Raw genomic sequence first — 26,317 nt, forward strand, 5'->3', positions numbered from 1 at the left:
TACAAATTCTTGCGCACCATTGTGGTTCGGGTTAACCCGCATGCACGGACTAGAGAGGCGGGTTGGGCGGCGCTATTTGAAGGTTTTTGGCCCTCTGCGCGCGACTGGTAAGAGATGTAAGCTATAAATTTAATAGCTTTTGGCGAGGAGATGCAGCCTCTGACCCGCCTGCGCAGCGGCTGTGTGCTGCGGGACCCAGGTCACCGCCGGGTTCAGAACACCAGCGGTGCGGACGCCGCCACCAATGGCTGCGCCAGCCGCGCGCCGTCCTGTGCCCAGAACGTGAGATCGGCCTGTTCAATACGGGCCAGTGCGTTTTTCATGTGCTGCGCGGCAGCTGCACGTGCTGCCACCGGGTCACCCGCTTCGATGGCGCGCACGATCTGTGTGTGTTCGTGGGTCACGGCGTCGGCAAAGTCTTCGCGCCGTGCCTCGTTGGCGCGGGTCACGCGGGTCGCGCCTTTCAGGAACTGGGCCAGGTAGTCCAGCGTGCTGATCATGAACGGGTTGCCCGCTGCCTGCGCAATGGCGCGGTGGAACAGCACGTCTTCCTCCACCCCGTCGCGGCCTGCACGCACGGCATCGGCAATGCGCTGCATGGCGGCGCGGATGGCGGCAATGTCTTCATCGGTGCGGCGCAGGGCTGCCAGCTCGGCCACCTCGGCTTCGAGCGCTCGGCGCACTTCCACAATCTGCATCACCGCCTCGCGAGATGCCGCAAGGGGCACATCAAACTGCAGCGGTTCGATGCCCGGCGCCAGCACATACACGCCGCTGCCCTGCCGTGAGTCCACCAGCCCCAGCGACTTGAGGCGCGAGATCGCCTCGCGCACCACCGTGCGGCTGACCTGAAACTGCTGCGCCAGCACGGCCTCGGTAGGCAGCTTTTGCGCCGCCTGGATGCGGCCCGCGCGGATCTCGGCCTCCAGCGTGCTGGCGACCTGGTCGGACAGCTTGATGCTGGGTTTGATGGCGGAAAAAGGTGACGTCATGGGCGAAGCGGACAGAGGTGGCGGCAGCAGTCCCGAGGGACGGCCGACTGTACCCCAAGCGTCGGCGCAAGGCGCCGTGCCGAAGGCCCCCCGTCGCGCCTGGTCAGATCAATTCGCCACCCTGAGCCGCTGCACCAGCCAGTTCGCCGTGAAATCAAAGTGCTCCCGCATGTGCAGCTCCGCTGTGTGTCCATCGTCCCCATAGACCAGCTGGGTTACGTTGAAGCCGAGCGCTGCCAGAGAAGACGGTTCCTCCTTGGACACCAGGTCTTCGTGGATCCCGTTCACCATCAGAATGGGTTTTTGCAACTGCCCCTTCGTCGGCGTCTTCAACTGGCGGGAGAGCTGGAAGGTTTCGTAGTAGTTGCACATCGTCTGCCGGGGTGTGGTCCGTGGATCCATGTTCGCAAACATGGTGTAGGGCGCGACGATCCATGCCGGAGCCACCATGCAATGCGCGCTTCCAAAGCTGGAATCGCTGGGGCCGCCGATGTTGACAACCGCTTTGTAGAGGTCGTTCTTCAGCCCGCCCAGCGTTGCCAGATAGCCGCCCATGCTCCAGCCATACACCGCCACCCGGCTGGCATCCAGATCACTGCGTTGCTGGATGTAGTCGGCAATGGCGTCGAACATCACATGGGCGTCGGGGTGGAACGCCAGCTGGTTCTCCCCGGTGTCCGGGTTCTCCACAACGATGGTTGCGAACCCCCGGCTTGCGAAGTAGTCGCTGTGCCGGATCATCTCTGTCTTCAGGTTGTCCAGGCCGCCAAGGATCACCAAGGTCGGCAGCTTGGCATCGCCGCTGGGCCGTGTGGAGGGGGCGCGGAAGTAGCCAATGAACTCTTTGCCGCCGGCCTTGAAGGCAATCCGCTGCAGCGGTTTGCCCAGGGCGGCATAGGCCTGTTCGGTCGCGCGCAGGTCTGCCGCCGGGAGTCGCTTGGGAATCCGGTTCATCCGCCAATAGAAAGCCGCCTTTCTGTAGGCGGCCGATGCCGCCAGGGCGTCGCCTTGCTCGGCGGCTGCGCGTGCCCGTTCCGCATACATCTGCGCGGGCTTGCTGAACGTTGCCTGCCAGACCGGCTGCGATGGCCCCGCGTGTTCTGGCAGCGCTCCGATGACCTCGTCAAAGGTACGCGCTTCGATCCCGGCATCCTCCAGCCACCAGCAGATGTTGAATTTGAACGAGGGGTGCATGCGAGCGATGCCGCCCGGGTACTCGGCCTGCCCCTTTGCGCAGAATTCGGCCATGCTGTTCGCAGTCCGGGCCGCAGGAATTCCCTGCGCAGCGGACTCTTGTGGTGCGGCGACTGCCAGCAAGGCAGCGCCGAAGGTCGTCCATAGTTTCCAAGCCAGTCTGTTCGTCACAATCTTTCCTTCAGGGTGGTAATGCGGTGGGACCGTGGCAAGGCACGGGACACGTGGCACAAGGCCGATGAACGGCTGCCGGGGGTGCGTTGCACGCGTTGGGGGTTGGCTGCTCGCGCTCTGTACCAGGGCGACACAGCCTTGCGCCGGGCTCTATCGGTTCGGCATGCTGGGCAGCCAGCCATGGCCGCGGTACCAGGCCAGCGTGTCGGCCACGGTTTGCTCAACCGGGCGAAACTTCAGCTGAAGCTGTTGCTCGCTCTTGGCATGGTTGAAATGGCTGCGTCCCGCCTCCTTGCGCATCAGCCGCACGGTAGCCAGACTGAGCAGGATGGGCTTGCCGGTGATGCGTGCGTAAAGCTCCTGGACGCTCGCCAGGAGATACAGGAGCGGAAAGGGCAGGTGGCGTGTCGGCGTCTTGATGCCCGCGATCTTTCCTACCAAAGGCACCAGTTCCTGCATCGTCATGTGGCGCCCGGCTGCCAGATAGCGTTCGCCCCGCAGCCCCTGTTCTGCAGCCGCAATCTGCGCATTCGCTACGTCGCGGGCATCCACAACGGAAAAGCTGCCGGGCACCAGCCCCGGCAGTTTTCCCAGCACCACGTCGTTGACAAACTGCCCGGAGGAGGTGGGGCCGATATCCGCCGGTCCCCACATCCATCCCGGCAAGACGAAGCTGGCATGCATGTTCGGGTGCGCCGCCAGAAAGGCCGACACGGCCTGGTCGGCCAGTATCTTGCTGCGGTAGTAGTCGTCCTCGGCATCCGCCAGGTCGCGCAGGCAGGTCTCGTCCATGGGCAAGCCGGGCTCGCCATTGAGCACTGCAATGGACGAGGTCTGGATGAAGCGCCGGATGCCCGCGTGATAGGCCTGCTCGATGAGGTCTTTCGTTCCGTCCACATTGATGCGCTTGAGTTCTGCCCAGTGGCTGCCACCCTTGAAGTTGTCCCGAAAGAACGCGGCGGTGTGGAACACCACGTCGCAGCCCTGGAGCGCCCGGGAGAAGGCGGGCACGTCCGCCATGTCGCCCAACACCAGTTCGACCCCTTCCACCCCTGCAAACTGCTGCTGGCCCTTGGCCTTGGAGCGGACGAGTGCCTTGACGCGGAAGCCGCGCTCGACCAGTTCGCGCACAAGGTTGTTTCCGAGGAGGCCGGTAGCGCCGGTGACAAAAGCGGCCCGCAAGCCCATGGATTGTTTCATGTCGATTGAACTTCAAAAATCAAATGATCTTTCAGTTTATCGGCAGGCAAACTAAATATCAAGTGATATTTGAAATCTGGCCCAGCCTGGCTGCACCGGCACGGGCCCCAGGTCCATCTCGAAAGTTCATGTGATATCTTTGGGCATGAGCCCCACGACAGCAAGAAAGCGCTTGAGCCGAGAGGAAAGCCAGGCGCAAACACGCGAACGCCTCATCGACACTGCGCAGCAGTTGTTTGTTGCGAACGGGTATGGGGGCGCGTCCATCCGCGACATTGCGAACAAGGCGGGCTACTCCCAGGGCGCGTTCTATTCCAACTTTGCGAGCAAGGAAGACGTGCTGCTGGAGCTGCTGCGGCGCCACATGACGGCAGAGGCAACGCACCTGTCCCGGGTCATGTCGGGTGACGGAGACGATTCCGAACAGATATTTGCCGAGCTGGATGCCTGGGCTTCCACGCTCAATCACGACGCGGATTGGTGCATGCTTTCCATCGAACTGCAATTGCACGCCAACCGCAGTCAGACGTTCGCGGTGGAGTACCAGAAGGTGTGGGATCGGCACCGCAGCGACCTGGGCCAGGTGATTGGCCAGCTGTTCCACAAGCTCGGAAGGATTCCTCCTGCCGAGCCTGCCGAGCTGGCCGCCGCCTTCATGGCCCTGTCGCATGGCCTGGCGTTGCAGCGGATGAGCACACGTCCCGATCCTTCGGGGAGCCTCATCATGGCGTTCCTGCGCGGACTGATTGCCAATGCGGAGCGAGAGAAGGCCGGATAACAGCCGCAAGCCCTGGCGGATTCATCCGCCCAGTGCAAGATATCCGTCGGGCATCGGTGCTGGCGTGCCCATCGCGGTCTTCTGGCCCGCCTTTCTAACCTGTCTAGCCTCTTCAGCCTGCTTTGATCCGCCGGACCGCTCCTACTTGGCGGCCGCCGACGCCGCGCATGCCTCGCCCATCCCGGCCATGCCCGCCAGCCGCTGCAAGCGGCTGCGCTTGTCCATGCAGTCCTTGTACTCCGCCTCCCGCAGCTTCTCCTGCGCCAGTTGTGCAGCCCGTGCGCGCTCGGCCTGCAGCTGGGTCACACGTTTTCGGATCTGCGGCATCACGGCCAGCGCGGCCTTTTCGCCTTCCACGATGGCATTGGCGCGCTGGCTGAAGTCGGCGGCACCAATGTCCAGCACCTGCGGGCGGACGATCACGTCGGCGCGCGCCAGCTCGGCCTGGCCCAGCTTCTGGCCCATGATGGCAATCGACTGGTTGAGCGCGCCCAGCATGTTGCCCGGCGTCTGGCCCCGGGCCTTGTTGGAGATGTCCACGGCAATCACGATATCCGCGCCCAGCTGGCGTGCGGCATCCACCGGCACGGGGCTCACGATGCCGCCATCCACAAAGTGGTACTTGCCAATGGTGACGGGCTGGAACACGCCCGGCACGCTGCTGGATGCGCGCACGGCCTGGCCGGTGTTGCCGCGTGCAAACACGGTGCGCTCGCCGTCTTCCAGCCGCGTGGCGACGACGACAAAGGGCTTGGCCATCTGCTCCAGCGGTTTGCGGCGCACCTGCTCGTTCACATAGTCTTCCAGCTTCTGCCCCAGCACCAGGCCGCCGGACGAGAGCTGCAGATCGCGGATCTTGGCTTCGTCCAGCGCCACGGCCTTTTCCTGCATTTCAAACGCGTTCATGCCGCTGGCATACAGCGCGCCGACCACGCTGCCTGCGCTGGTGCCCGAGACCACGGCGGGGGCTAGGCCATTGGCCTCCAGCATCTTGATCACGCCAATGTGCGCAAAGCCCTTGGCCGCGCCGCCGCCCAGGGCGATGCCGATGCGGATGGGGGGCGTTGCGGGCGTGGAGGGCGTGGCGAGGGGCGCGGCTTCGCTGCCTGCGCCCGCCTGGGTCGGGGCCGTGCCGCCACATGCGGCCAAACCTGCTGCGGCCCCAAGGGCCAGAAGTCGCAAAAGAATGGTCAAGCGCATGCCGGGTGATCCTGCTGTCGTCCAAACGGGGCGGGCAGTATAGCGGCAGGGTGCCTGCGGCCGGTGTTGTGGGGGTGATTGCTCCTAAAAAAGGAGCGATACGCGCTTTGTGGGCGCGCGGCAGGGCCGCTTATTGCCAAAAATCGCGGTGCAAGGCGGTGATCTCGTCCTGCAGTGCGGGCACCGGGCCCAGCACTTCGGTGCTGCGCTGGCCGCTGGCAAATACCGTGCGGCAGGGCAGGGCCAGCGTGGGGTTGTCGGGATGGTCGCCCGTCAGGGCGAGCAGGGCGGTTTCCTCGGCGCCATACAACACGCGGCCGATGCCCGCCCAGTAGATCGTGCCTGCGCACATGGCGCAGGGCTCAAAGGTAGTGACCAGCGTGCACTGGGCCAGATAGGCGCCGGGGTAGTTGGCCGCCGCCGTGCGCGCCAGCGTGCTCTCGGCGTGGTTCACGGTGTCTATGTTGCCCTGCTCGGCCAGCACCGTTTCGCCATCGGGCGCAACGAGCAGGGCGCCGAAGGGGTGGCGGCCCATGTCCTTGGCGCGCTGCACCACGGCATTGGCGCGGCGCAGAAGGCGCTTGATCAGGTCGGGGGTGAGGGCGGCGTGGTGTTGCATGTGCTGTTCAAAGACGCTGATTTGCCTTCAAGGCAGACAACCCAAAGGTGCCACAGGAGATCCCAAGCGGAGATGTTGCTTCGACCTATGGTGAGCACCCCAGTGATTCAGGTCAACGCGTGTTGCACAGTATGTCGTGACTGTTTCACAAAGTGCCAAAGTGGAGAGGTGACGGTTACTTAAACTGCCACCTTTTTCTGTCGCGCCCTGCCGCTTATTAATCCCCATGGTCAAACCTGTTATCCCTGGAGCCATCATCGCTGGCGGCGAATTGAGCAAATCTACCATCCTTGCCGTGAATCAGGCGGCCGCGAAAACTCCGGCGCAGTGGCGCCGTTTCGTTGCATACGCCACGTTGGTCAAGGTGGGTGGGTCGCTGGCTTGGCGTGCCAACAATCCGGGTAATTTGCGTGATTCGCCCCTCAAGATTGGCAACGTAACGGGGGCGGTAGGTGTCTTTGCTGTATTCGCAACTATGGACGACGGTCATGCTGCGCAGAAAGCGCTGTACATCAAAAAATACGGCACAACGAAGGTGCGCGAGGCGATTGCCAAGCTCACTCCTCCTAGCGAAAACGATACCGAGCGCTATCTCAAAGAGCTGGAGAAAGCGGGGGTCGATCTGGACAAGGATGTCAACTCGCAGATTGATGTACTGATGCCTGCAGTGGCGCTGAGCGAAGGGGTCATCGCAGGTATTGAGGTGCCACGCTCATGAGGCGCGGCATCTTGGCAGTTGGATTGGCTACTGTCCATCTGCTGGCGCAAGCGACCGATGCCGTGATGGTGGGGTGCAAGAGTGTGCAGATTACATTGGACGAGCGCGTGAACACAGCTGAGCTGAACCGTTTGTGGGCCAGCGGGGAGGCAGTAGCGGCTTCGCCGGCTGTTTTGCAGCTACGCAGCTGCGAAGGCAAGGTATTGGACGCAGTGACGCTGGAAGGGCCACTTGCAAAGCTGGACCCAGCGGCGTTGCGCGGCGCACCCCACCCAACAGTTCTTGTCACGGTGGACCTCACGGCGGCGGCGGGTAGTTACAACGGCCCGCTAACCAGACCTTTTGAAATCCAGGGAAACCAGCTGCAACCCGTGCAGGCCCGAGCGCAAAAGGGTGATATCGAAGCCATCTTGCTACCGCTGACTGGCAAAGCGGCCTGGAAAAAATGGCGGGTTGGAGGAAAGGACCAGCTTCTGGCGGTCCGTAGCCAGGCAACGGATGGTGACTTCGTCATCAGCTATCGCCGTTACCTGCCTCAGTCCGGCGGTTGGCGCTTCGTCGAACGGTCTCAACCCGGGCTTTGGGAGTCAGATGGCGAGTTTCCCTCGCGCAAGTCCTTTCCTTGAGGCACCGTCGGCCGTGATTCGTAAACGGGCCGCCTGTCGATCACGCGATACTCATTCACCCTGAGAACCCCGGTGCGCCCACCCCGTGGTGCGCTTTTCAATCCAGCTGAACAGCTCGTACATCACCATGGCCATGGCGCCCACCACCATCAGGCCCGCAAACGCCAGGCCCATCTGCATCGATGAGCCCGCGCTGATCAGCAGGTAGCCGATGCCTTCGTTTGCAGCGGTCATCTCCGACACGGTGGTGCCCACAAAGGCCAGCGTGATGGCGACCTTGAGCGAGCCGTAGAAGTACGGCATGGAGCGGGGCAGGCCCACCTTGGTCAGCACGTCCCAGCGCTTGGCGCCCAACACGCGCAGCACGTCTTCCAGCTCGGGCTCCAGCGTGGCGAGGCCCGTGGCGATGTTGACCATGATGGGGAAGAAGCTGATGAGAAACGCGGTGAGGATGGCCGGGCCCACGCCGATGCCGAACCACACCACCAGGATGGGCACAAAGGCGGCCTTGGGCAGCGCATTGAAGGCCGTCATCAGCGGGTAGACCGCGGCATAGGCGATGCGTGAGCTGCCGATCACAAAACCCAGCAGCACACCCACGACGATGGCGATGCCAAAGCCCGCCATGGTGACCCAGAAGGTGCGCCAGGCATGGCCTGCGATGACGCCGCTGAACTCCACCAGCTGCACGCCAATGGCCCAGGGGCTGGGAAAGAGGTACTCGGGGATGCTGAAGGCCGAGCAGATGATTTGCCACAGCAGGATGGTGGCGACGAGCAGGATCCAGGGGGACCAGCGCTCCACGGTTTTCTTGTGCATGGGGATGAGGCGCTTTCTTTGTTCTTATTGCGGGATGGGCGCGCCGGCTTTGCCTGCACTTTGTCGGATGGCACCGATGTGGCCGCGCAGCTCGTGCACGATGTCGGTGAACTCCTTGGTGTAGGTCACCTCCAGGTCGCGCGGGCGGGGCAGCTCGATCTCTTTGCGCACCACAAACCGGCCGGGGCTCTTGCTCATCACATACACCGTGTCGGCCAGGAAGACCGATTCGCGCAGGTCATGCGTGACCAGGATCACGTTGAACTGCTGCTCGGTCCACAGGTCGCGCAGGATGCACCACAGCTCCTCGCGGGTGAAGGCGTCGAGTGCGCCGAAGGGCTCGTCGAGCAGCAGCATCTTGGGCTCGTGGATCAGCGCGCGGCAGATGCTGGCGCGCTGCTGCATGCCTCCAGAGAGCTGCCAGGGGAATTTGTCTTCGTAGCCCGCGAGGCCCACCTTTTGCAGCAGCTTGCGGGCGCGTTCTTCGTACTCCTTGCGTTTTTGCTTGAAGTGGCTGCGGTAGGGCTCGACGATTTCGAGCGGCAGCAGCACGTTGTCTACCGTGGTCCGCCAGGGCAGCAGTGACGGCGCCTGGAAGGCCATGCCCGACACCTTGAGCGGCCCGGTCACGGGTTGGCCGTCAATGAGGATCTTGCCCATGGAGGGCATCTTCAAACCGGTGGCCAGCTTCATGAAGGTGGACTTGCCGCAGCCCGAGGGGCCGACGATGGCGATGAACTCGCCGCGCCGCACCTGCAGGTCGATGGCTTCGACCGCAAACTGGTTCTTGGCGCGCAGCTCGTCGTTGTACGCGAGCCAGACATCACGGAAGTCCACAAAGTAGGAATCAGCAGCCTGCATCAGAGGTCCGTAGTGAGTAGTGTTGGTGCACCGAGGTTGATGCTGGGCGCGGCCCAGGCCAGCGCCCCCGTGCAAGGGCCGCCCTGCCGCGTAGGCGGCGCTTCGCTGGCGTGCACCGGGGGCGTCCCCCTCCCGACTCGCGCAGCGAGTCGAGAGAGGGGGAAGGCGCGAAGCGACTCAGGGGGTGTCACTTCTTCGGCAGAATGTTCAGCTCGGCTGTGCTGGGCAGGAAGCTGGGGTTCCACACATCGTCGGCGTTCACGCGGGTCTTGGTGTTGAACGCGTCAGACACCTGCGATGCCATCAGCGACAGGCGGCCGGGCACCACCTTGCCGAAGCCTTCGGCGCGCGCGTCGGGGCTGTTGATCACGGTGTCGATGGCCAACTGAAGGCGGCGGGTTTCGAGCGGCACGTTCACGATGCCGTCGCGCGCCTTCACATGCTCGATGGCGGCGGCGGGGTTGGCGATCACCTCCTTGGCGCCTTTGGCGAAGGCCGACAGGAAGGCCTTGATGGCGGCCGGGTTCTCCTTGATGAGCTTGGGGCTGGCGATGATCACGTTGCCGTACAGCTTTACGCCGAAGTCGGCATAGGGCAGCACCACCACGTCGGCGGCCTTGGCGCCACGCGCTTCCAGGTTCAGCAGCGAGGTGAAGGTGAAGCCGGTGATAGCGTCCACATCGCCGCGCACCAGCATGGTTTCGCGCAGCGGGGGATCCATGGCGGTCCAGGTCACGGCGCCAATGCCGTTGGCCTTCTGAAAGATGGGAAACGCGCGGCGGCCTGCGTCGAACACGGGGGCGCCCAGCTTCTTGCCGGCCAGGTCGGCGGGCTTGGCGATGCCACTCTTCTTGAGCGCCATGACCGAGGCGGGCGTGTTGTTGTAGACCATCATCACCGCCACGGGCTTGTTCTGCGCGTCGGGGTTGTTGGCATGGAACTCCATCACGGCGGCCAGGTCGGCAAAACCCATGTCGTAGGTGCCCGAGGCGACGCGCTGCACCGCGCCGCCGGAGCCGTTGCCTGCGTCTACCGCCACATCCAGGCCCGCCGCCTTGAAGTAGCCCTTGGCCACGGGCTGCAGGAACAGGGCGGAGGGGCCCTCAAAGCGCCAGTCGAGCTGGAACTTGATGGGCGTGGTGGCTTGGGCCTGGGCCGTGCTGAAGGTGCTGGCGGTGGCGAGCAGAAGGGCGGCTTGCAGGAGGGTGCGTTTTTTCATGGATAGGTTCCTGTCAGAAGACGGCGGGAAAAGTGGGAGCAACAGACAGCGGGGGCACAGGCGAAAGCAAAAGCCGAAGCACGGGGCGCCCCAATGGTTCGTTACCACGCTATGGTGATCCAGTCAGCAAAAACGATGCCTGGTTTCACTGCGGCGGGGAGAGAGTGCGGGCTATTGTTCGCCAGTTTGGTGCATGCGGTTCTACAGGCTTTCCCGAAATGGTGCAAAGGGGTTTTGGCAGGTGGGCGGGGGCGTTGGGCGATAGCGTCATGGGGGCTGTGGCCGTTGCCTGCAGTGGGCGCGGCAACGCCGCAGCCCATCGGTGCCGCGCCTAGGTGCAAACGCGCAGGTCAGGCCTGTGCGCCGGTGGTACAACAACTGCCCTGTACCCATTTTTTGGCGATCGATTCACCGGCATCCACATCCATATCCATACCAGCACTTGGGAGGGCTTCTCATGGCGGACATCCAGGCTTTTTTCGAGAACGTGCAACTACCCACCATCCCCGACGTGGCGCGCGAGCTGATCGCCACCATGAAGGACGATGACATCCCTTTCGAAAGGGTGCGGGCGGCGATCTCCAAAGACCCGGCCCTCACGGCCAAGCTGATCCGGCTGGCCAACAGCGCGCGTTTTGGCCTGCCCCGGCAGGTGGCGTCACTGGACGATGCCATCACCATGGTGGGGCTCAACCAGGTGCGCACGCTGGCGCTGGCGTCGTGCATGTCGGGCGTGTTCAAGGACGCGCCCGGGGTGGATGCCGATGCGTTCTGGAAGGAGAGTATGGCCATTGCGGGCTATTCGCAGTGGCTGGCCCGCACGCTGGGCTCCAACGTGCAGGAGTCGTGGCTCGCAGGTTTCCTGGTGCGGCTCGGTGAGCTGATCATTGCCCAGAAGGCACCCGAGCAGATTCCGGCCATCGAACAGCTGCCCCACCACGCGGGCGGCCGCTGGGAGCGTGAACGCACGTTGCTGGGCTTTACCGAGGCACAGGTGACGGCCGAGCTGGCGCGGCGCTGGCGCTTCCCCGACACCATCACCCGGGCGCTGGAGACGGCCGAAGACCCCGTGGCCGCCACCCCGTTCTGCCGCCTGGGCGGGATCCTGCATGTGGCCACGCTGCTGGCCGAGATCGGGCTGGAAGAGCCCATGTCGCCCGCCGACACCATTGCCAGCCTGCCCGCCGAGATCAAGAAGGCGCTGCAGCTCGATTCCCACTGGCTGGCCGAGCACCTGCCGCCGGTGGCTGACTATGTGGATGTCTCTGTTCGTTAAAGCCGTCTCACCCAAAAAGAAAGGCCCCGAGGGGCCTTTCTTTTGCATAGCGCGATGAACGCTATCCGTCAGCCCGCGCGTGCAGCAGCGCTGGCCACGGCCAGGGCCGTCATGTTGAACACCCGGCGCACGGTGGCCGCAGGGGTCAGGATGTACGCCGTGGCGGCGCCGCCCATGAGGATGGGGCCCACAGTCACGCCGCCGCTGGTGGTGGTCTTGAGCACGTTGTAGAGGATGTTGGCCGCATCCAGGTTGGGGCAGATCAGCAGGTTGGCCGAGTCGGTGAGCGTGGAGTCCGCCATGTAGGCGTTGCGGATGTTGGGCTCCAGCGCGGCGTCGCCGTGCAGTTCGCCATCGCACTCGATCTCAGGGTGGGCGGCCACGAACAGATCGCGTGCCTCGCGCATCTTGCGGGCCGAGGCGCGCTTGGACGAGCCGTAGCTGGAGTGCGACAGAAACGCCACCTTGGGCGGCAGGCCAAAGCGCTGCACCTCCTGCACCGACATCCAGGCGATGTCGGCCAGTTGCTGCGCAGTTGGGTCTTCGTTCACATAGGTGTCGGCAATGAACAGCGTGCCCCGGTTGGTCATCAGCGCGTTGAGCGCGGCGTAGTCGCGAGCGCCCTCCTGGCGGCCGATGATGCTGTGGATGCGCTCCAGGTGCGTCTCATACGTGCCCACCAGGCCGCAGATCATTGCGTCGGCGTCGCCCAGCGTGACCATCAGCGAGGCGATGATGGTGTTGGAGCGGCGCACTGCGGCCTTGGCTACCTCAGGGGTGGCGCCGTTGCGCTTCATGAGGCTGTGGTAATGCTCCCAGTACTGGCGGAAGCGTGGATCGTCCTCGGGGTTGCACACTTCCACGTCCTTGCCCAGCTGCATGCGCAGGCCGGCCTTGGCAATGCGTGCGGCAATCACGGCGGGGCGGCCGATGAGGATGGGCTGGGCGATCTTGTCGTCGATCGCCATCTGTGCGGCGCGCAGCGCGCGCTCGTCTTCGCCGTCGGCATAGGCCACGCGCTTTTTCGCATCGGGCAGGGCCTTGGCCGCGTTGATCACGGGGCGCATCAGCATGCCGGTCTGGTACACGAAGCGCGACAGAGTCTCCTTGTAGGCCTCCATGTCCTCGATGGGGCGCGTGGCCACGCCCGATTCCGCTGCAGCTTTGGCCACGGCGGGTGCGATCTTGAGGATCAGGCGCGAGTCGAACGGCGTGGGGATGAGGTAGTCGGGTCCGAAAGTCAGCTCTTTGCCTGCATAGGCGCTGGCCACTTCTTCGCTGATGTCGGCCTTGGCCAGGTCCGCAATCTGGCGCACGCAGGCCAGTTTCATGGCTTCGGTGATCTTGGTCGCGCCGCAGTCCAGCGCGCCGCGGAAGATGTAAGGGAAACACAGGACGTTGTTGACCTGGTTGGGGTAGTCCGAGCGGCCCGTGGCGATGATGCAGTCGGGGCGAATGGCCTTGGCCAGCTCGGGACGGATTTCAGGCTCGGGGTTGGCCAGCGCCAGGATGATGGGCTTGGGGCCCATGGTCTTGACCATCTCGGCCGTGAGCACGCCGGGGGCCGAGCAGCCCAGGAACACGTCGGCGCCGTTGACCGCATCGGCCAGCGTGCGGGCGTCGGTCTTCTGGGCATAGCGCGCCTTCGATTCGTCGTAGCCACCGGGGCGGCCCTCGTAGATCACGCCCTTGGAGTCGCACACAAAGATGTTCTCCACCTTCACGCCCAGGCCCACCATCACGTTCAGGCAGGCAATGGCCGCAGCCCCTGCGCCCGACACCGCAATCTTGACCTGGTCGATCTGCTTGCCCACGAGTTCCAGGCCATTGAGCAGCGCTGCGCTGCTGATGATGGCCGTGCCATGCTGGTCGTCATGGAACACCGGGATGTTCATGCGCTTGGAGAGTTCGCGCTCAATGTAGAAACACTCGGGCGCCTTGATGTCTTCGAGGTTGATGCCGCCCAGCGTCGGCTCCATGGCCGCGATGATCTCCACGAGCTTGTCCGGGTCGCGCTCGGCCAGTTCGATGTCGAACACATCGACGCCCGCGAACTTCTTGAACAGGCAGCCCTTGCCTTCCATCACCGGCTTGCCCGCCAGCGGGCCGATATCGCCCAGGCCCAGCACGGCCGTGCCATTGGTGATCACGCCCACCAGGTTGCCGCGCGAGGTGTAGTCGAATGCCTTGGACGGATCGGCTTGGATGTCCAGGCAGGGGTAGGCCACGCCGGGCGAGTAGGCCAGCGACAGGTCGCGCTGGTTGGATAAAGGTTTGGTGGGTGTCACCGCAATCTTGCCCCGGCCGGGGTTGCGGTGGTATTCGCGCGCAGCGTCGCGCAGCGATTCTTCGGCGGCGGAAAGTTTCTGGGTCATACGGAAATCCTGGAAGTCCTCGGCGGAATGCAAAACAAGGGTACCCGATGGCGTGGGGGGCTGGCATGCCGGTTTATGCGGATGCGGCATGAAGCCAAAACCCCCTGGCAGCCGGGGGAAGTCGGCATGCATGCAGGGGGCAGGGCCACGCGGGCGTGGCAGGGGTTTCTCAAGGCAGCGGGCAGGCGGGATGCTAGTGGGCGTCGGCCTGGCGTGCGGCGTTGACAGCGGCGGAGGTGTCGCGGCTGGCGCCATTGAAGAAAACGTTCAGGGCCACGGCCGTGATCGAGGCCAGCAGGATACCGGATTCGATCAGGGGGTGGATCGCATGCGGCATCCACTGGCGGAAGTTGGGCGCAATCAGCGGGATCATGCCCACGCCAATCGACACGGCCACGATCATCGCGTTGAAGCGGTTGTGCTTGAAGTCCACCCCGCCCAGGATGCGGATGCCGGTGGCGGCCACCATGCCGAACATCACCAGGCCTGCGCCGCCCAGCACCATGGTGGGCAGTGATTCGACCAGCGCCGCCATCTTGGGCAGCACCCCGAGCACGATCAGGATCACGCCACCGGCCACGCACACGAAGCGGCTCTTGACGCCCGTGACGGCCACCAGGCCCACGTTCTGCGAAAAGCTGGTGTATGGGAATGTGTTGAAGATGCCGCCCAGCAGCGTGCCCAGGCCGTCGGTGCGCAGGCCGCGTGTGAGGTCGGCCTGCTCGATCTTGCGGTCGGTCATCTCGCCCAGGGCCAGGAACATGCCGGTGGATTCGATCATCACCACGATCATCACCAGCGTCATGGTCAGGATCAGGATGGGGTCGAACACCGGGCCCGCGATCTCGAACAGCAGCACCAGGTCAAACCACTGGGCCTTGGCCACTTTCTCGAACGACATCAGGCCCATCGCCACCGCAATCACCGCGCCAATCACGATGCCCAGCAGCACCGAGATGTTGGCGATGAAGCCCTTGGCAAACTTGGCGATCAGCAGGATGGACACCAGCACCACGGCCGAGATGCCCACGCCCGTGAGGTCGGCGTATTTGGGATTGGGCACCGTGGGCACCACCGCAAAACCCTTGGGCACGGGCGGCAGCGACGAGCCAGGCGCCCCGGCCACAGACTGCATCTCGCTGAGCCACTTGATGTGTTCGGGGTTCACCACATTGGGCGCGGTCGGCCCCACGGGGTTGCCAAAAATCCAGTTGATGCCCACGCGCATCAGGCTGATGCCGATGACCGCAATGATGGTGCCGGTGACCACCGGCGGGAAGAACCGCAGCATGCGGCTGACCAGGGGCGCGATGAGGATGGAGATCACCCCCGCGCCAATCACCGAGCCAAAGATCAGCCCGGCCCCGGCCGTGCCCCCTGTGCTCTGCGCCATGGACACCATGGGCGCCACCGATGCAAAGGTCACGCCCATCATCACCGGCAGCCGGATGCCGAACCACTGCGAAGCGCCCAGCGCCTGGATCAGCGTGACCAGGCCGCAGACGAACAGGTCGGCCGAGATCAGCTTTGCCACCTGGTCGGGCGTGAGGTTGAGCGCGCGCCCGACGATGAGTGGCACGGCCACCGCACCGGCATACATCACCAGCACATGCTGCAGGCCCAGCGCCGTGAGGCGCCCCAGGGGCAGGTGTTCGTCCACGGGATGCACGGGTGGGGTCATGGGAATTCCTTTTGTACGGGGCCTGAGGGAGGGGGCGGCGAGCTGTGTGCAATATGGTGCACAGCAGTCCATACAAAAATCGTATACAAAATATGCGAAACGGCTTATCCCGGTAAACCCTAGGTGCAGCAGCAGCGCCCTCCAGCGCGCCAGGCGGTAGAGGGGAAGACCAGGGGCGCTGGGGCCGACTCGGTGCCTGCGGGTAGGTCAGGTGGGGCCGCGTGGCGCCGCCAAAGGGGCCAGCGATTCGCGCAGGCGGTCGCGCACCAGCGGCTGGCCGGGGTTGAGTGCGGCTTCCACATGGCCGATGTGGGCCAGCAGGCGCTCGCGGGCCAAGGCCGCGTTGCCTGCCTCCAGCGCCTCGACGATGGACTCGTGCTCCGCGCACGACTGGCTGGCTTCGTGGCGCGACTGGTAAAGCGATGCTGCCAGCGTGGTACGCGCCGTGAGGTCGCGCAGGATGTCGCTCAGGCTGCGGTGGCCCATGGCCTCGGCCAGGCACACATGAAAGTCGGCCAGCAGGAAGGCGCGCGTGGCGGCATCAGCACCTTCGATGGCGCGTTGCTCGTCGGCAATGTGGGCGCGCAGCCGGGGGATGACCGCCTGCAGCGGGCGCCCGGCATCGGCCAGGATGCCCGACTCGATGATGCGCCGGGCCGAGAATGCATCGCGCGCATCGTCCACCGAGGGCTCCACCACATACCAGCCCCGGCGCGGGCGCACTTCGACAAAACCACGGGCCTGCAGCTGCATCAGCGCCTCGCGCACCAGGGTGCGGCTCACGCCGAAGAGGTCGGCCAATTCCTGCTCGCCCAACCGCTCGCCGGGTGAGAGCTTTTGCGCAAGGATGGATTCCACCACCTGCTGGGCGATCTGGGTCTGGTTGGTGCTCATGCGGCCGATTGTGGCGCGGGTTGTGGCTGCGCAGGCGATGGTTGCAGCGGGGGCTGCAAGGGGGGAAGGCTCTGCCCGTCCAGCACTGCATGGGCGCGGTCGCGATCAATGTCGCCCTCCCACGCGGCAATGGCCACGGTGGCCACGCAGTTGCCAATCAGGTTGCCCAATGCGCGGGCAATGCCCATGAACCAGTCCACCGACAGCACCAGCACCAGCCCGATGGCGGGGATGGCCGGAATGGCGTGCAGCGTGGCGGCCAGCACCACGATGGCCGAGCCCGGCACGCCGTGCGCGCCCTTGGAGGTGACCAGCGAGATCGCCAGGATGGTCAGCAGGTCGGTCATCGTGATGGGCGTGTTGGTGGCCTGGGCGATGAACACGGCCGCCAGCGTGATGTAGATCGAGAACGCGTCCAGGTTGAACGAGTAGCCCGTGGGGATCACCAGGCCCACGGTCGAATCGCGGATGCCCATGTGCTTGAGCTTGGCCATGATCTGGGGCAGCACGCTGTCCGACGACGTGGTGGCGAACACCACGGCCAGCTCCTCGCGCAGGTAGCGCAGCAGCTTGAACAGGCTGAAGCCCGAGAACCGCATGATCAGGCCCAGCACCACCACCACGAAGATGACCACCGCCGCATAGAACAGCACCACCAGCATGCCCAGCTGCTTGAGCGAGCCGATGCCGTACTTGCCCACCGTGAACGCGATCGCACCCAGCACGCCCAGCGGCGCCAGCTTAATGATCAGGCCCATGGTCTTGAACAGCACATGCGACAGGTCTTCGATGAGGCCCGTGACCCGCGCCCCGCGCTCGCCCATCAGCGCCAGTGCGCAGCCGAACACGATGGAGAACAGCAGCACCTGCAGCACATCACCGTTGGCAAACGCACTCACGGCCGTGGTGGGGATGAGCTTGAGCAAAAAGTCGCTGAAGCCGCCACCGGTGAGCTTGCTGGCGTTTTCGGCATAGGCGCCCATGGCCTTGGGGTCCAGCGCCTTGGGGTCCACGTTCATGCCCACGCCGGGCTCGAACCAGAACGCCAGCACCAGGCCCAGCACCAGCGCGATGGTGGTGACCACCTCGAAGTAGATCAGCGACTTGACCCCTACACGCCCCACACGCTGCAAGTCACCCGTGCCCGCAATGCCATGCACCACCACGCAGAACACGATGAGCGGGATCAGCATCTTGATGAGCTTGATGAAACCGTCGCCCAGTGGCTTGAGCTGCACGGCCGTGTCAGGCCAGAGCAGCCCGATGGCCACGCCGGCAATCAAGGCCAGGATCACCCGGCCGAAAAGGGAGTTGAAGAAGCGGAGCATGGGAACCCTTTGCTGAGAAAAAGGATGGAGGTGCGCTGCAACCAATCTTGCATACAAGAAATGTAGACAAATGTTGAGGGCCAGAACATGGGGTTATCCCGTGCTGGTCGCCGCCGTGGCGTGTTGCCATCCCCTGCATGGGTTGAAGTAGTTTTGACTTTGGTGCACTGCTGTGCGGGTGGCCATGGCCCCACAATCGCCCGCGGAGACCTTCCCATGACCATCACCGACGCCGTGCCCGACCCTGTTCGCCAGAGCGGGGATTTCCTCGAATACCTCTACCGCGTGGCCGTGCGGCGCGCACTGCCGCTGCACAACACGGCAGCCTTCTTGCCTGCCCCGCCTAGCCCCGAAAGCGGCGGCCGCACCCTGGTGTTGGGCGCAGGCAAGGCCGGTGGCGCCATGGCCCAGGCCGTGGAGGCGCTGTGGCCGGCCGATGCGCCGCTGTCGGGCCTGGTCGTCACGCGCTACCACCACACGCCGCCCCGGCCCGAGGGGCTGCACCAGCGCATCGAGGTGGTCGAGGCCGCGCACCCGGTGCCCGATGCGGCGGGGCTGGCGGCCGCAGAGCGCATCCTGGCGCTCACCGAGGGCCTCACCGAAAACGACCTCGTGCTGTGCCTGATCTCGGGCGGGGGCTCGGCCCTGCTCACGCTCCCGGCAGACGGGCTCACGCTCGAAGACAAGCAGCGCATCAACAAGGCCTTGCTGGAGAGCGGCGCCGCCATCGACGAAATGAACTGCGTGCGCAAGCACCTCTCGCGCATCAAGGGCGGGCGGCTGGCTCGGCCTGTGCCCCTGCGCGCGTGGTCACGCTCACCATCAGTGACGTGCCGGGCGACGACCCCTCGGTGATCGCCAGTGGCCCCACCGTGTCCGATGCCACCACCTGCGCCGAAGCACTGGCCATCCTGGCGCGCTATGGCATCGACGTGCCCCCCGCAGTGCGCGCTGCACTGGAGGCAGGCACGCTGGAAACCCCCAAACCCGGCGACGCGGTGTTTGCGAACCATGTGGTGCACATGACGGCCACACCCCAGCAGTCGCTGCAGGCCGCCGCCGAGGCCGCTCGTGCGGCCGGTGTGGCGGCGTACATCCTCTCCGACGAGATCGAAGGCGAGTCGCGCGAGGTGGGCAAGGTGCACGCCGCGCTGGCACGGGCCGTGGCGCGGCATGGCCAGCCGTTTGCGCGGCCCTGCGTGATCCTCTCGGGCGGCGAGACCACCGTCACCATCCGCCCGCGCGCACCCGGTGCCGCCAAGGGCCGGGGCGGCCGGGCGGGGGAGTTCTGCATGGGGCTCGCGCAGGCGCTGCAAGGCCAGGCGGGCGTGTGGGCGCTGGCGGCCGATACCGACGGCATCGACGGCGTGGAAGACAACGCCGGTGCCCGCGTGGCACCCGACACCCTGGCGCGTGCTGCGGCGCAGGGCCTGTCCATCGCGGACCACCTGGACCGCAACGATGCCTATGGCTACTTCGATGCGCTGGGCGACCTGGTCGTCACGGGGCCCACGCACACCAACGTCAATGACTTTCGTGCACTACTGATTTTGTAGCTGTAAATCCATAGTGGATAAGCGATGACGCCTGTTTTTATTGGGATTCTTCTTCTGTAGCACCAGGCACGCCGCTGGGGCGGGCCACGCCCGGTGGTGTCCGGCTCAGGGCGATGGCCGCTTCTCCTCCCACCAGTCCTTGGCAAACCGCCCCTGCAGAAACGCGACGAACGCCTGCACCTTCTGCGGCACCAGGCGGGGCGAGGGGTACACGGCGTGGATCTCCTGCTCGGGCAGGCGGCAGGTCTTGAGCACCTCCACCACGCGCCCGGCCGCCAGCGAATCCACCGCCACATAGTGCGGCAGCGCCGCGATGCCCATGTGGGCGCGCGCCGCCGCCAGCAGCGCAGAGAGGTTGTTGGACCGCAGCCGCCCCGTGACGGGCACCGACACCGCCTCGCCGCTCGCATTGCGCAGCCGCCACAGGTCGTTGCCCTGCACGCTGCTGTAGATCAGCGCTGAATGGTCCTTCAGGTCCGACGGCCTGCGCGGTGTGCCGTGGCGGCGCAGGTAGGTGGGCGAGGCCACCAGCACCCAGGGGTTCATGCCCAGCGTGCGCGCGCCCAGGGCCGAGTCGGCCAGCTTGCCCAGGCGGATCGCCACGTCGATGCCATTGGCCACCAGGTCGGTGTAGCGGTCCTCGAAGCTCAGGTCCAGCTGCACCTGCGGGTTCTGCGCCATGAACTCCAGCGCCAGCGGCACCACCACGCGCCGCCCGAAGGCCACCGAGCTGCCCACGCGCAGCTGCCCGTGCACCTGCGTCTGGCGCACGCGCACCACGCTCTCGGCCTCGGCCACGTCGGTCACGATGGCCTTGCACTTCTCGTAGTACAGCGCGCCGGGCTCGGTCAGGCTCACGCCGCGCGTGTTGCGGTTGAGCAGCCGCACCTTCAGGCGTGCCTCCATCGCTGCCACCTGCTTGGTCACCGTGGGCTGCGTGGTGGCGAACTCCTGCGCCACCTTGGTGAAGCTGCCGGTCTCCACCACACGCACAAACATCTCCATGGCATCGAGCCGGTCCATCGTGGTTGTCTCCTGTGTTGTGCATGGTGGCGCGGGCGTGCGCCATGGCTTATTCCTGTGTGGAATAAATTTTATGGTCTGCCGCCGCCTTCCGCCGCAGAGGGTGCTTGCCTAGAGTTGCCCCATCCAACCGATTCAACCGACCGCAAACCGAAGGAGATGTGCAATGGCAAGAATGAAGGCCATCGAGGCCGCCGTGAAGGTGATGGAGAAAGAGGGCGTGAGCGTCGCGTTCGGCGTGCCCGGCGCGGCCATCAACCCGCTGTATGCGGCGCTCAAGGCACATGGCGGCATCGGCCACATCCTGGCGCGCCATGTGGAGGGCGCCAGCCATATGGCCGAGGGCTACACGCGTGCTGTGGCTGGCAACATCGGTGTGTGCATCGGCACCAGCGGCCCCGCAGGAACCGACATGATCACTGGCCTGTACTCGGCCAGTGCGGACTCCATTCCCATTCTGTGCATCACCGGCCAGGCGCCGCGCGCCCGCCTGCACAAGGAAGACTTCCAGGCTGTGGACATTGCGAGCATCGCCAAGAGCGTGACCAAGTGGGCCACCACCGTGCTGGAGCCCGCGCAGGTGCCGCAGGCGTTCCAGCAGGCGTTCCACCTCATGCGCTCCGGCCGACCCGGGCCGGTGCTCATCGACCTGCCCATCGACGTGCAGCTGGCCGAGATCGAGTTTGACCCCGACACCTATGAACCCCTGGTGCCCTACAAGCCCGCCGCCACGCGCGCACAGATCGAGAAGGCACTGAGCATGCTCAATGCCGCCGAGCGCCCGCTCATCGTGGCGGGGGGCGGCATCATCAACGCCGATGCGTCGGACCTGCTGGTGCAGTTTGCCGAGGTGCTGGGCGTGCCGGTGATCCCCACGCTCATGGGCTGGGGCAGCATCCCCGACGACCACCCGCTCATGGCCGGCATGTGTGGCCTGCAGACCAGCCAGCGCTATGGCAATGCCAGCCTGCTGGCCAGCGACTTCGTGCTGGGCATCGGCAACCGCTGGGCCAACCGGCACACGGGCTCGGTCGATGTCTACACCAAGGGCCGCAAGTTTGTACATGTGGACATCGAACCCACGCAGATCGGCCGCGTGTTTGCGCCCGACTTCGGCATCGTCTCCGACGCGGGCGCTGCGCTCAAGCTCTTTGTGGAGGTGGCGCGTGAATGGAAGGCCGTGGGCCAGCTGCGCGACCGCAGCGCCTGGGCGGCCGAGTGCCAGGGCCGCAAGAACAGCGTGGACTATCTGCGCAAGACCCACTTCGACAGCGTGCCCATGAAGCCGCAGCGTGTGTACCAGTGCATGAACCGCGCATTGGGCAAGGACGTGTGCTACGTATCCACCATCGGCCTGTCGCAGATCGCGGGCGCGCAGTTTCTGCATGTGTACCAGCCGCGCCACTGGATCAACTGCGGCCAGGCCGGCCCGCTGGGCTGGACGGTGCCCGCCGCCCTGGGCGTGCGCGTGGCCGACCCGGCGCGCAAGATCGTGGCACTGTCGGGCGACTACGACTTCCAGTTCATGATCGAAGAGCTGGCCGTGGGCGCGCAGTTCAAGTTGCCCTACATCCACGTGCTGGTCAACAACAGCTACCTGGGTCTGATCCGCCAGGCGCAGCGCACCTTCAGCATCGACTACTGCGTGCAGCTCGCGTTCGACAACGTGAACATGGCCGAAGGCGAGGTGGCGCGTGGCTACGGCGTGGACCACGTGAAGGTGGTCGAGGGCCTGGGCTGCAAGGCCATCCGCGTGCACCGCCCCGAGGAGTTCGCGCCCGCCCTCGCCCAGGCTGAGGCCTGGATGGCCGAGCACCGCACCCCCGTGGTCATCGAGGTGATCCTGGAGCGGGTGACCAACATTGCCATGGGCACCGAGATCGACAACATCGTCGAGTTTGAGGAGTTGGCCACGCAGCCCACCGACGCACCCACTGCCCTGGCCCTGCTGGACTGAGGCGAGCCGCATTTTCCCCCTCGTGTTACCGGAGACTTTTCATGCCCCGTTTTGCTGCCAACCTCAGCATGCTGTTCACCGAGGTTCCCTTTCTCGACCGCTTTGAGCGCGCCGCGCGCACCGGCTTCGAGGCTGTGGAGTTCCTCTTTCCATACGAGTTTGCGGCGGAGGACATCCGCGCGCGCATTGACAAACACCAACTGCAGATCGTGCTGCACAACCTGCCCGCAGGCGACTGGGCTGCTGGCGAGCGCGGCATTGCCTGCGACCCGGCACGCATTGTGGAGTTTCGCGCCGGTGTGGCACAGGCCATCACCTATGCCCAGGCGCTGGGCGTGCCGCAGCTCAACTGCCTGGCGGGCAAGGCGCCTGCGGGGGTGGATGCTGCGGTGCTGCGCCGCACCCTGGTCGAGAACCTGCGCTTCGCGGCCACGGAGTTGAGGGCGGCCGGGCTGCGCCTGCTGATCGAGCCCATCAACCCCTTCGATATCCCGGGCTTCTACCTGACCCGCACGGACCAGGCGCTGGGCATCCTGGACGAAGTGGATGCCAGCAACGCCTTTGTGCAGTACGACATCTACCACGCGCAGCGCACCGAAGGCGAAATCGCGGCCACGCTGCAAAAGCACCTGGAACGCATCGGCCACGTGCAGCTGGCCGACAACCCCGGCCGCAACGAGCCGGGAACGGGCGAGATCAACTACCGCTACCTGTTCGCGCATCTGGACCGCATCGGATACGACGGCTGGGTGGGTTGCGAGTACCGGCCTGCACGCACCACGGAAATCGGCCTGGGGTGGCGCACGGCGCTCACCGCATGAGCCACAACCCACGAATCGACGAATCACCACCACACAAGGAGAACAAGAACATGACCGACACCCCCCTCAAACTCGGTTTCATCGGCCTGGGCATCATGGGCGCGCCCATGTGCGGCCACCTCATCGCTGCGGGCCACCAGCTGTATGTGCACACCCGGGGCCGCGTGGCGCCGCAGATTGCCGAGAGCAGCGCCACGCAGTGCACCACGGCGCGCGGCGTGGCCGAGCGGGCCGACATCGTCTTTCTGATGCTGCCCGACACGCCCGATGTGGAGAAGGTGCTGTTCGGCGCCGATGGCGTGGCGCAAGGCTTGAAAGGGAGTGTGGGCAAGGTGGTGGTGGACATGAGCTCCATCTCGCCCGTGGCCACCAAGGACTTCGCGCGCCGCATCGAGGCCGCTGGCGCGCAGTACCTGGATGCCCCCGTTTCGGGCGGCGAGCTGGGCGCCAAGAACGCCACGCTGTCCATCATGGTCGGTGGCCCCGAGGCGGTGTTCGAGCGCATCAGGCCCTTGTTCGAACGCCTGGGGAAGAACATCACCCTGGTGGGCGGCAACGGCGACGGCCAGACCGCCAAGGTGGCCAACCAGATCATCGTGGCGCTGAACATCGAGGCCGTGGCCGAGGCGCTGCTCTTTGCCGCCCGCGCGGGCGCCGACCCGGCGCGTGTGCGCCAGGCGCTGCTGGGCGGTTTCGCCTCGTCCAAGATCCTGGAGGTGCATGCCGAGCGCATGATCCAACGCAAATTCGAGCCGGGCTTTCGCATCGGGCTGCACCAGAAGGATTTGAACCTCGCGCTGTCGAGCGCGCGGGCGCTGGGCGTGCCGCTGCCCAATACTGCGATGGCGCAGGAGCTGTTCAATGCCTGCGTCGCCCATGGCGGGCAGGGCTGGGACCACTCGGCGATGGTGCGGGCGCTGGAGAAGATGGCGAATTTTGAGATGGGGCAGGCATCGCCAGCCTGACCAGGCCGCCATGAAAAATCCCGCTGGCCTTTCGGCGAGCGGGATTCGCGGTTTGAATGGCCGCTACCGCGCGTTCATCAAGCGCTGGTAGCTATCAATTAGGTAGCAATCAATACCCCAGCGTTTTCCCATCCGGGTTGCGCGGGTCCGAGTAGCCATACAGCGCGCCGCCCCGGATCTGGATGGTCTGCGTGCGGCCCATCGAGGGCTTCACGGCGATGTTGTGGCCGCGCTGCTTGAGCAGGGCCAGGGTGTCGGGCGAGAGACCCTTTTCCACGCGCAGCTCGTCCGGCGTCCATTGGTGGTGCACACGCGGCGCGGCTGCGGCTTCCGCAGGGTTCATGCCGAAGTCGATGGTGTTGACCACCGTCTGCAGTACCGTGGTGATGATGCGCGCGCCGCCGGGGCTGCCGGTCACCAGGGTGGGCTTGCCGTCCTTCAGCACCAGGGTGGGCGTCATGGACGACAGGGGGCGCTTCTTGGCGGCCACGGCGTTGGCGTCGCCACCGACCAGGCCGTAGGCATTGGCCACGCCGGGCTTGGCCGAGAAGTCGTCCATCTCGTTGTTGAGCAGGATGCCCGTGCCCTTGGCCACGATGCCGCTGCCGAAGTTGGTGTTCAGCGTGTATGTCACAGCCACGGCGTTGCCCGCCTTGTCCACCACCGAGTAATGGGTGGTCTGGTCGCTCTCATACGGCTGGGGCTGACCGGGCTTGATCTCCTTGGCCGGGCGTGCGCGGTTGGGGTCGATGCCCTTGGCCAGCGATTCGGCGTAGCGCTTGGAGGTCAGGCCCTTGAGCGGGATCTTCACGAAGTCTGGGTCGCCCAGGTATTCGGAGCGGTCGGCGTAGGCCAGCTTGCTGCTCTCGGCCATGTAGTGGATGGTCTGTGCGCTGTTGGGGCCCCATTGGGCCAGCGGCAGGGGCTCCAGCATGTTCAGGATCTGCACCAGGTGCGGGCCGCCGGAAGAGGGTGGCGGCATGGTCACGATCTCGTAGCCCCGGTAGGTGCCGCGCGTGGGCACACGCTCGGCCACCTTGTATTCGCGCAGGTCCTGCAGGCTGATGGCGCCCGCGTGGGGGGCCATCTCGGCGGCGATCTTCTGGGCGATTTCGCCTTCGTAGAACGCCTTGGCGCCCTGCTGGGCGATCAGGCGCATGGACTGGGCCAGGTCTTTCTGCACCAGCGGGTCCCCCACCTTCAAGGGCTCGCCGTTCTTCCAGAAGATGGCCTGGGTGGCAGGCCACTTGCCCATGTTTTTCTTCTCTTGTTGCAGGATCTTGGCGAGTGTTTCGCTCACCGGGAAGCCCTTGTCCGCCAACTCGATAGCGGGGGCGATCACGCGCGACAGGGGCAGGGTGCCCCAGGTCTTGAGTGCATGCTCCATGCCCGCTACGGTGCCAGGCACGCCCACGGCGTAGTGGGTGTAGAGCGACTTGCCGTCCACCACATTGCCTTTGGCGTCCAGGTACATGTCGCGCGTGGCCTTCGATGGAGCCACTTCGCGGAAGTCGAGCGCCACGCTCTTGCCGCTCTTGGCATCGTGCACCACCATGAACCCGCCACCACCGAGGTTGCCCGCATTGGGCAGGGCCACGGCCAGCGCAAAGCCGATGCCCACGGCTGCATCCACCGCGTTGCCACCGGCCTTGAGGATGTCCAGGCCGATCTGCGAGGCCAACTCCTGCTCGGTGGCGACCATGCCATTGCGCGCCACCACGGGGTGGAACACGTCCATGCTGAAGTCGTAGGCTGCGCTGGCGGCCTGCGCGGCGGCCGTCTGCTGCACGGCGGGCGCGGCTGCCGTGGTGGGGGCGCTGCCGCAGGCCGTGAGGCTGGCCAGGGCCAGCGCCAGGCTGGAGGCCAGCAGCGTGTGTCGGATGTTCATGGAAGCAGCTCCTTGGTTTTTTGCTTGGAAGGAAAAGAAAGGGAATGCCGCCCCGCTGGGGGGGCCGCAGCAAGTGTAGGGGGCGCTTGCCCCATTGCAGGCGGCAGTGCTGCCATTGCGTATTCAGCCCATGCGCGTGTGTCATCGCTGCGC

At 65.3% G+C, this 26,317-nt stretch carries 22 protein-coding genes and 1 pseudogene; 9 read left to right on the plus strand and 14 right to left on the minus strand.

Annotated features, from left to right (window positions below):
- Nucleotides 1-212: 212 nt before the first annotated feature.
- The 3 genes from ACTPOI_RS23075 to ACTPOI_RS23085 form a co-directional block, all read right to left on the minus strand.
- Nucleotides 213-992: a FadR/GntR family transcriptional regulator gene (locus ACTPOI_RS23075; protein WP_440113285.1), complete on the minus strand. Its 780-nt coding sequence runs from the start codon at nucleotides 990-992 to the stop codon at nucleotides 213-215.
- A 108-nt stretch (nucleotides 993-1,100) separates the two neighbouring features.
- Nucleotides 1,101-2,357 (minus strand): alpha/beta hydrolase family protein, encoded by a 1,257-nt coding sequence (locus ACTPOI_RS23080; protein ID WP_440113288.1) that lies wholly within the window; start codon nucleotides 2,355-2,357, stop codon nucleotides 1,101-1,103.
- Between the two features lie 153 nt (nucleotides 2,358-2,510).
- Entirely contained in the window at nucleotides 2,511-3,560 is a 1,050-nt protein-coding gene (locus ACTPOI_RS23085; RefSeq protein ID WP_440113291.1) for an SDR family oxidoreductase, read from the minus strand.
- A gap of 172 nt (nucleotides 3,561-3,732) precedes the next feature.
- Between ACTPOI_RS23085 and ACTPOI_RS23090 the strand changes: the two genes are divergently transcribed.
- A complete protein-coding gene (locus ACTPOI_RS23090; protein ID WP_440113294.1) occupies nucleotides 3,733-4,338 on the plus strand; it encodes a TetR/AcrR family transcriptional regulator in 606 nt (201 codons plus the stop codon).
- A gap of 141 nt (nucleotides 4,339-4,479) precedes the next feature.
- On the opposite strand, the gene ACTPOI_RS23095 is transcribed toward ACTPOI_RS23090, so the two are convergent.
- Both ACTPOI_RS23095 and ACTPOI_RS23100 read right to left on the minus strand, forming a co-directional pair.
- Complete coding sequence (locus ACTPOI_RS23095) at nucleotides 4,480-5,538, minus strand: patatin-like phospholipase family protein (protein WP_440113297.1); 1,059 nt, start codon at nucleotides 5,536-5,538, stop codon at nucleotides 4,480-4,482.
- Nucleotides 5,539-5,668: 130 nt separating this feature from the next.
- Nucleotides 5,669-6,157, minus strand: coding sequence for a nucleoside deaminase (locus ACTPOI_RS23100; protein WP_440113300.1), 489 nt, complete (start codon nucleotides 6,155-6,157; stop codon nucleotides 5,669-5,671).
- Between the two features lie 226 nt (nucleotides 6,158-6,383).
- On the opposite strand from ACTPOI_RS23100, the gene ACTPOI_RS23105 reads away from it, so the two are divergent.
- Together ACTPOI_RS23105 and ACTPOI_RS23110 are read left to right on the plus strand one after the other, a co-directional pair.
- The gene (locus tag ACTPOI_RS23105; protein ID WP_440113303.1) at nucleotides 6,384-6,875 is read left to right on the plus strand and encodes a hypothetical protein; all 492 of its coding nucleotides are present in this window, start codon (nucleotides 6,384-6,386) and stop codon (nucleotides 6,873-6,875) included.
- Entirely contained in the window at nucleotides 6,872-7,501 is a 630-nt protein-coding gene (locus ACTPOI_RS23110) for a hypothetical protein (protein WP_440113306.1), read from the plus strand. The genes ACTPOI_RS23105 and ACTPOI_RS23110 overlap by 4 nt, the downstream gene beginning before the upstream one ends.
- A gap of 51 nt (nucleotides 7,502-7,552) precedes the next feature.
- Here the strand turns inward: ACTPOI_RS23110 and ACTPOI_RS23115 are convergent, their stop codons facing one another.
- The 3 genes from ACTPOI_RS23115 to ACTPOI_RS23125 all read right to left on the minus strand — a co-directional run bounded on the left by ACTPOI_RS23115 (nucleotide 7,553) and on the right by ACTPOI_RS23125 (nucleotide 10,400).
- Nucleotides 7,553-8,320 carry an ABC transporter permease gene (locus ACTPOI_RS23115; protein ID WP_060986854.1) on the minus strand — a complete coding sequence of 256 codons (768 nt, stop codon included), beginning with the start codon at nucleotides 8,318-8,320 and terminating at the stop codon, nucleotides 7,553-7,555.
- A 24-nt stretch (nucleotides 8,321-8,344) separates the two neighbouring features.
- Nucleotides 8,345-9,181 (minus strand): ABC transporter ATP-binding protein, encoded by an 837-nt coding sequence (locus ACTPOI_RS23120; RefSeq protein ID WP_440113310.1) that lies wholly within the window; start codon nucleotides 9,179-9,181, stop codon nucleotides 8,345-8,347.
- A gap of 187 nt (nucleotides 9,182-9,368) precedes the next feature.
- Nucleotides 9,369-10,400, minus strand: coding sequence for an ABC transporter substrate-binding protein (locus tag ACTPOI_RS23125; protein WP_094286835.1), 1,032 nt, complete (start codon nucleotides 10,398-10,400; stop codon nucleotides 9,369-9,371).
- A 457-nt stretch (nucleotides 10,401-10,857) separates the two neighbouring features.
- Here ACTPOI_RS23125 and ACTPOI_RS23130 point away from each other — a divergent pair, with 457 nt between their 5' ends.
- Entirely contained in the window at nucleotides 10,858-11,676 is an 819-nt protein-coding gene (locus ACTPOI_RS23130) for an HDOD domain-containing protein (protein WP_094286837.1), read from the plus strand.
- A 68-nt stretch (nucleotides 11,677-11,744) separates the two neighbouring features.
- Here the strand turns inward: ACTPOI_RS23130 and ACTPOI_RS23135 are convergent, their stop codons facing one another.
- The 4 genes from ACTPOI_RS23135 to ACTPOI_RS23150 all read right to left on the minus strand — a co-directional run bounded on the left by ACTPOI_RS23135 (nucleotide 11,745) and on the right by ACTPOI_RS23150 (nucleotide 17,954).
- A complete protein-coding gene (locus ACTPOI_RS23135; protein ID WP_252661906.1) occupies nucleotides 11,745-14,051 on the minus strand; it encodes an NADP-dependent malic enzyme in 2,307 nt (768 codons plus the stop codon).
- Nucleotides 14,052-14,244: 193 nt separating this feature from the next.
- Nucleotides 14,245-15,732, minus strand: coding sequence for a nucleobase:cation symporter-2 family protein (locus ACTPOI_RS23140; RefSeq protein ID WP_440113315.1), 1,488 nt, complete (start codon nucleotides 15,730-15,732; stop codon nucleotides 14,245-14,247).
- Nucleotides 15,733-15,939: 207 nt separating this feature from the next.
- A complete protein-coding gene (locus tag ACTPOI_RS23145; protein ID WP_440113318.1) occupies nucleotides 15,940-16,626 on the minus strand; it encodes a GntR family transcriptional regulator in 687 nt (228 codons plus the stop codon).
- Nucleotides 16,623-17,954 (minus strand): C4-dicarboxylate transporter DctA, encoded by a 1,332-nt coding sequence (locus tag ACTPOI_RS23150; protein WP_094286845.1) that lies wholly within the window; start codon nucleotides 17,952-17,954, stop codon nucleotides 16,623-16,625. The genes ACTPOI_RS23145 and ACTPOI_RS23150 overlap by 4 nt, the downstream gene beginning before the upstream one ends.
- Nucleotides 17,955-18,170: 216 nt before the next feature.
- On the opposite strand from ACTPOI_RS23150, the pseudogene ACTPOI_RS23155 reads away from it, so the two are divergent.
- Nucleotides 18,171-18,856 (plus strand): annotated as a pseudogene (locus tag ACTPOI_RS23155) (DUF4147 domain-containing protein); the annotation flags it as partial.
- A gap of 120 nt (nucleotides 18,857-18,976) precedes the next feature.
- Complete coding sequence (locus ACTPOI_RS23160) at nucleotides 18,977-19,510, plus strand: MOFRL family protein (RefSeq protein WP_440113453.1); 534 nt, start codon at nucleotides 18,977-18,979, stop codon at nucleotides 19,508-19,510.
- A 105-nt stretch (nucleotides 19,511-19,615) separates the two neighbouring features.
- On the opposite strand, the gene ACTPOI_RS23165 is transcribed toward ACTPOI_RS23160, so the two are convergent.
- The gene (locus tag ACTPOI_RS23165; protein WP_094286849.1) at nucleotides 19,616-20,533 is read right to left on the minus strand and encodes a LysR family transcriptional regulator; all 918 of its coding nucleotides are present in this window, start codon (nucleotides 20,531-20,533) and stop codon (nucleotides 19,616-19,618) included.
- A 166-nt stretch (nucleotides 20,534-20,699) separates the two neighbouring features.
- Here ACTPOI_RS23165 and gcl point away from each other — a divergent pair, with 166 nt between their 5' ends.
- Genes gcl through glxR form a run of 3 tightly spaced genes read left to right on the plus strand, consistent with a single transcriptional unit; the run spans nucleotide 20,700 to nucleotide 24,276 of the window.
- The gene (gene gcl / locus ACTPOI_RS23170; RefSeq protein WP_440113322.1) at nucleotides 20,700-22,490 is read left to right on the plus strand and encodes a glyoxylate carboligase; all 1,791 of its coding nucleotides are present in this window, start codon (nucleotides 20,700-20,702) and stop codon (nucleotides 22,488-22,490) included.
- A gap of 41 nt (nucleotides 22,491-22,531) precedes the next feature.
- The gene (gene hyi / locus ACTPOI_RS23175) at nucleotides 22,532-23,311 is read left to right on the plus strand and encodes a hydroxypyruvate isomerase (protein ID WP_440113325.1); all 780 of its coding nucleotides are present in this window, start codon (nucleotides 22,532-22,534) and stop codon (nucleotides 23,309-23,311) included.
- A 50-nt stretch (nucleotides 23,312-23,361) separates the two neighbouring features.
- Entirely contained in the window at nucleotides 23,362-24,276 is a 915-nt protein-coding gene (gene glxR / locus ACTPOI_RS23180) for a 2-hydroxy-3-oxopropionate reductase (RefSeq protein WP_440113328.1), read from the plus strand.
- A 109-nt stretch (nucleotides 24,277-24,385) separates the two neighbouring features.
- Here glxR and ggt read toward each other — a convergent pair whose 3' ends face one another.
- The gene (gene ggt, locus ACTPOI_RS23185) at nucleotides 24,386-26,164 is read right to left on the minus strand and encodes a gamma-glutamyltransferase (RefSeq protein ID WP_440113331.1); all 1,779 of its coding nucleotides are present in this window, start codon (nucleotides 26,162-26,164) and stop codon (nucleotides 24,386-24,388) included.
- Nucleotides 26,165-26,317: the final 153 nt, after the last annotated feature.

The organism is Acidovorax sp. BL-A-41-H1 (genome assembly GCF_051942715.1).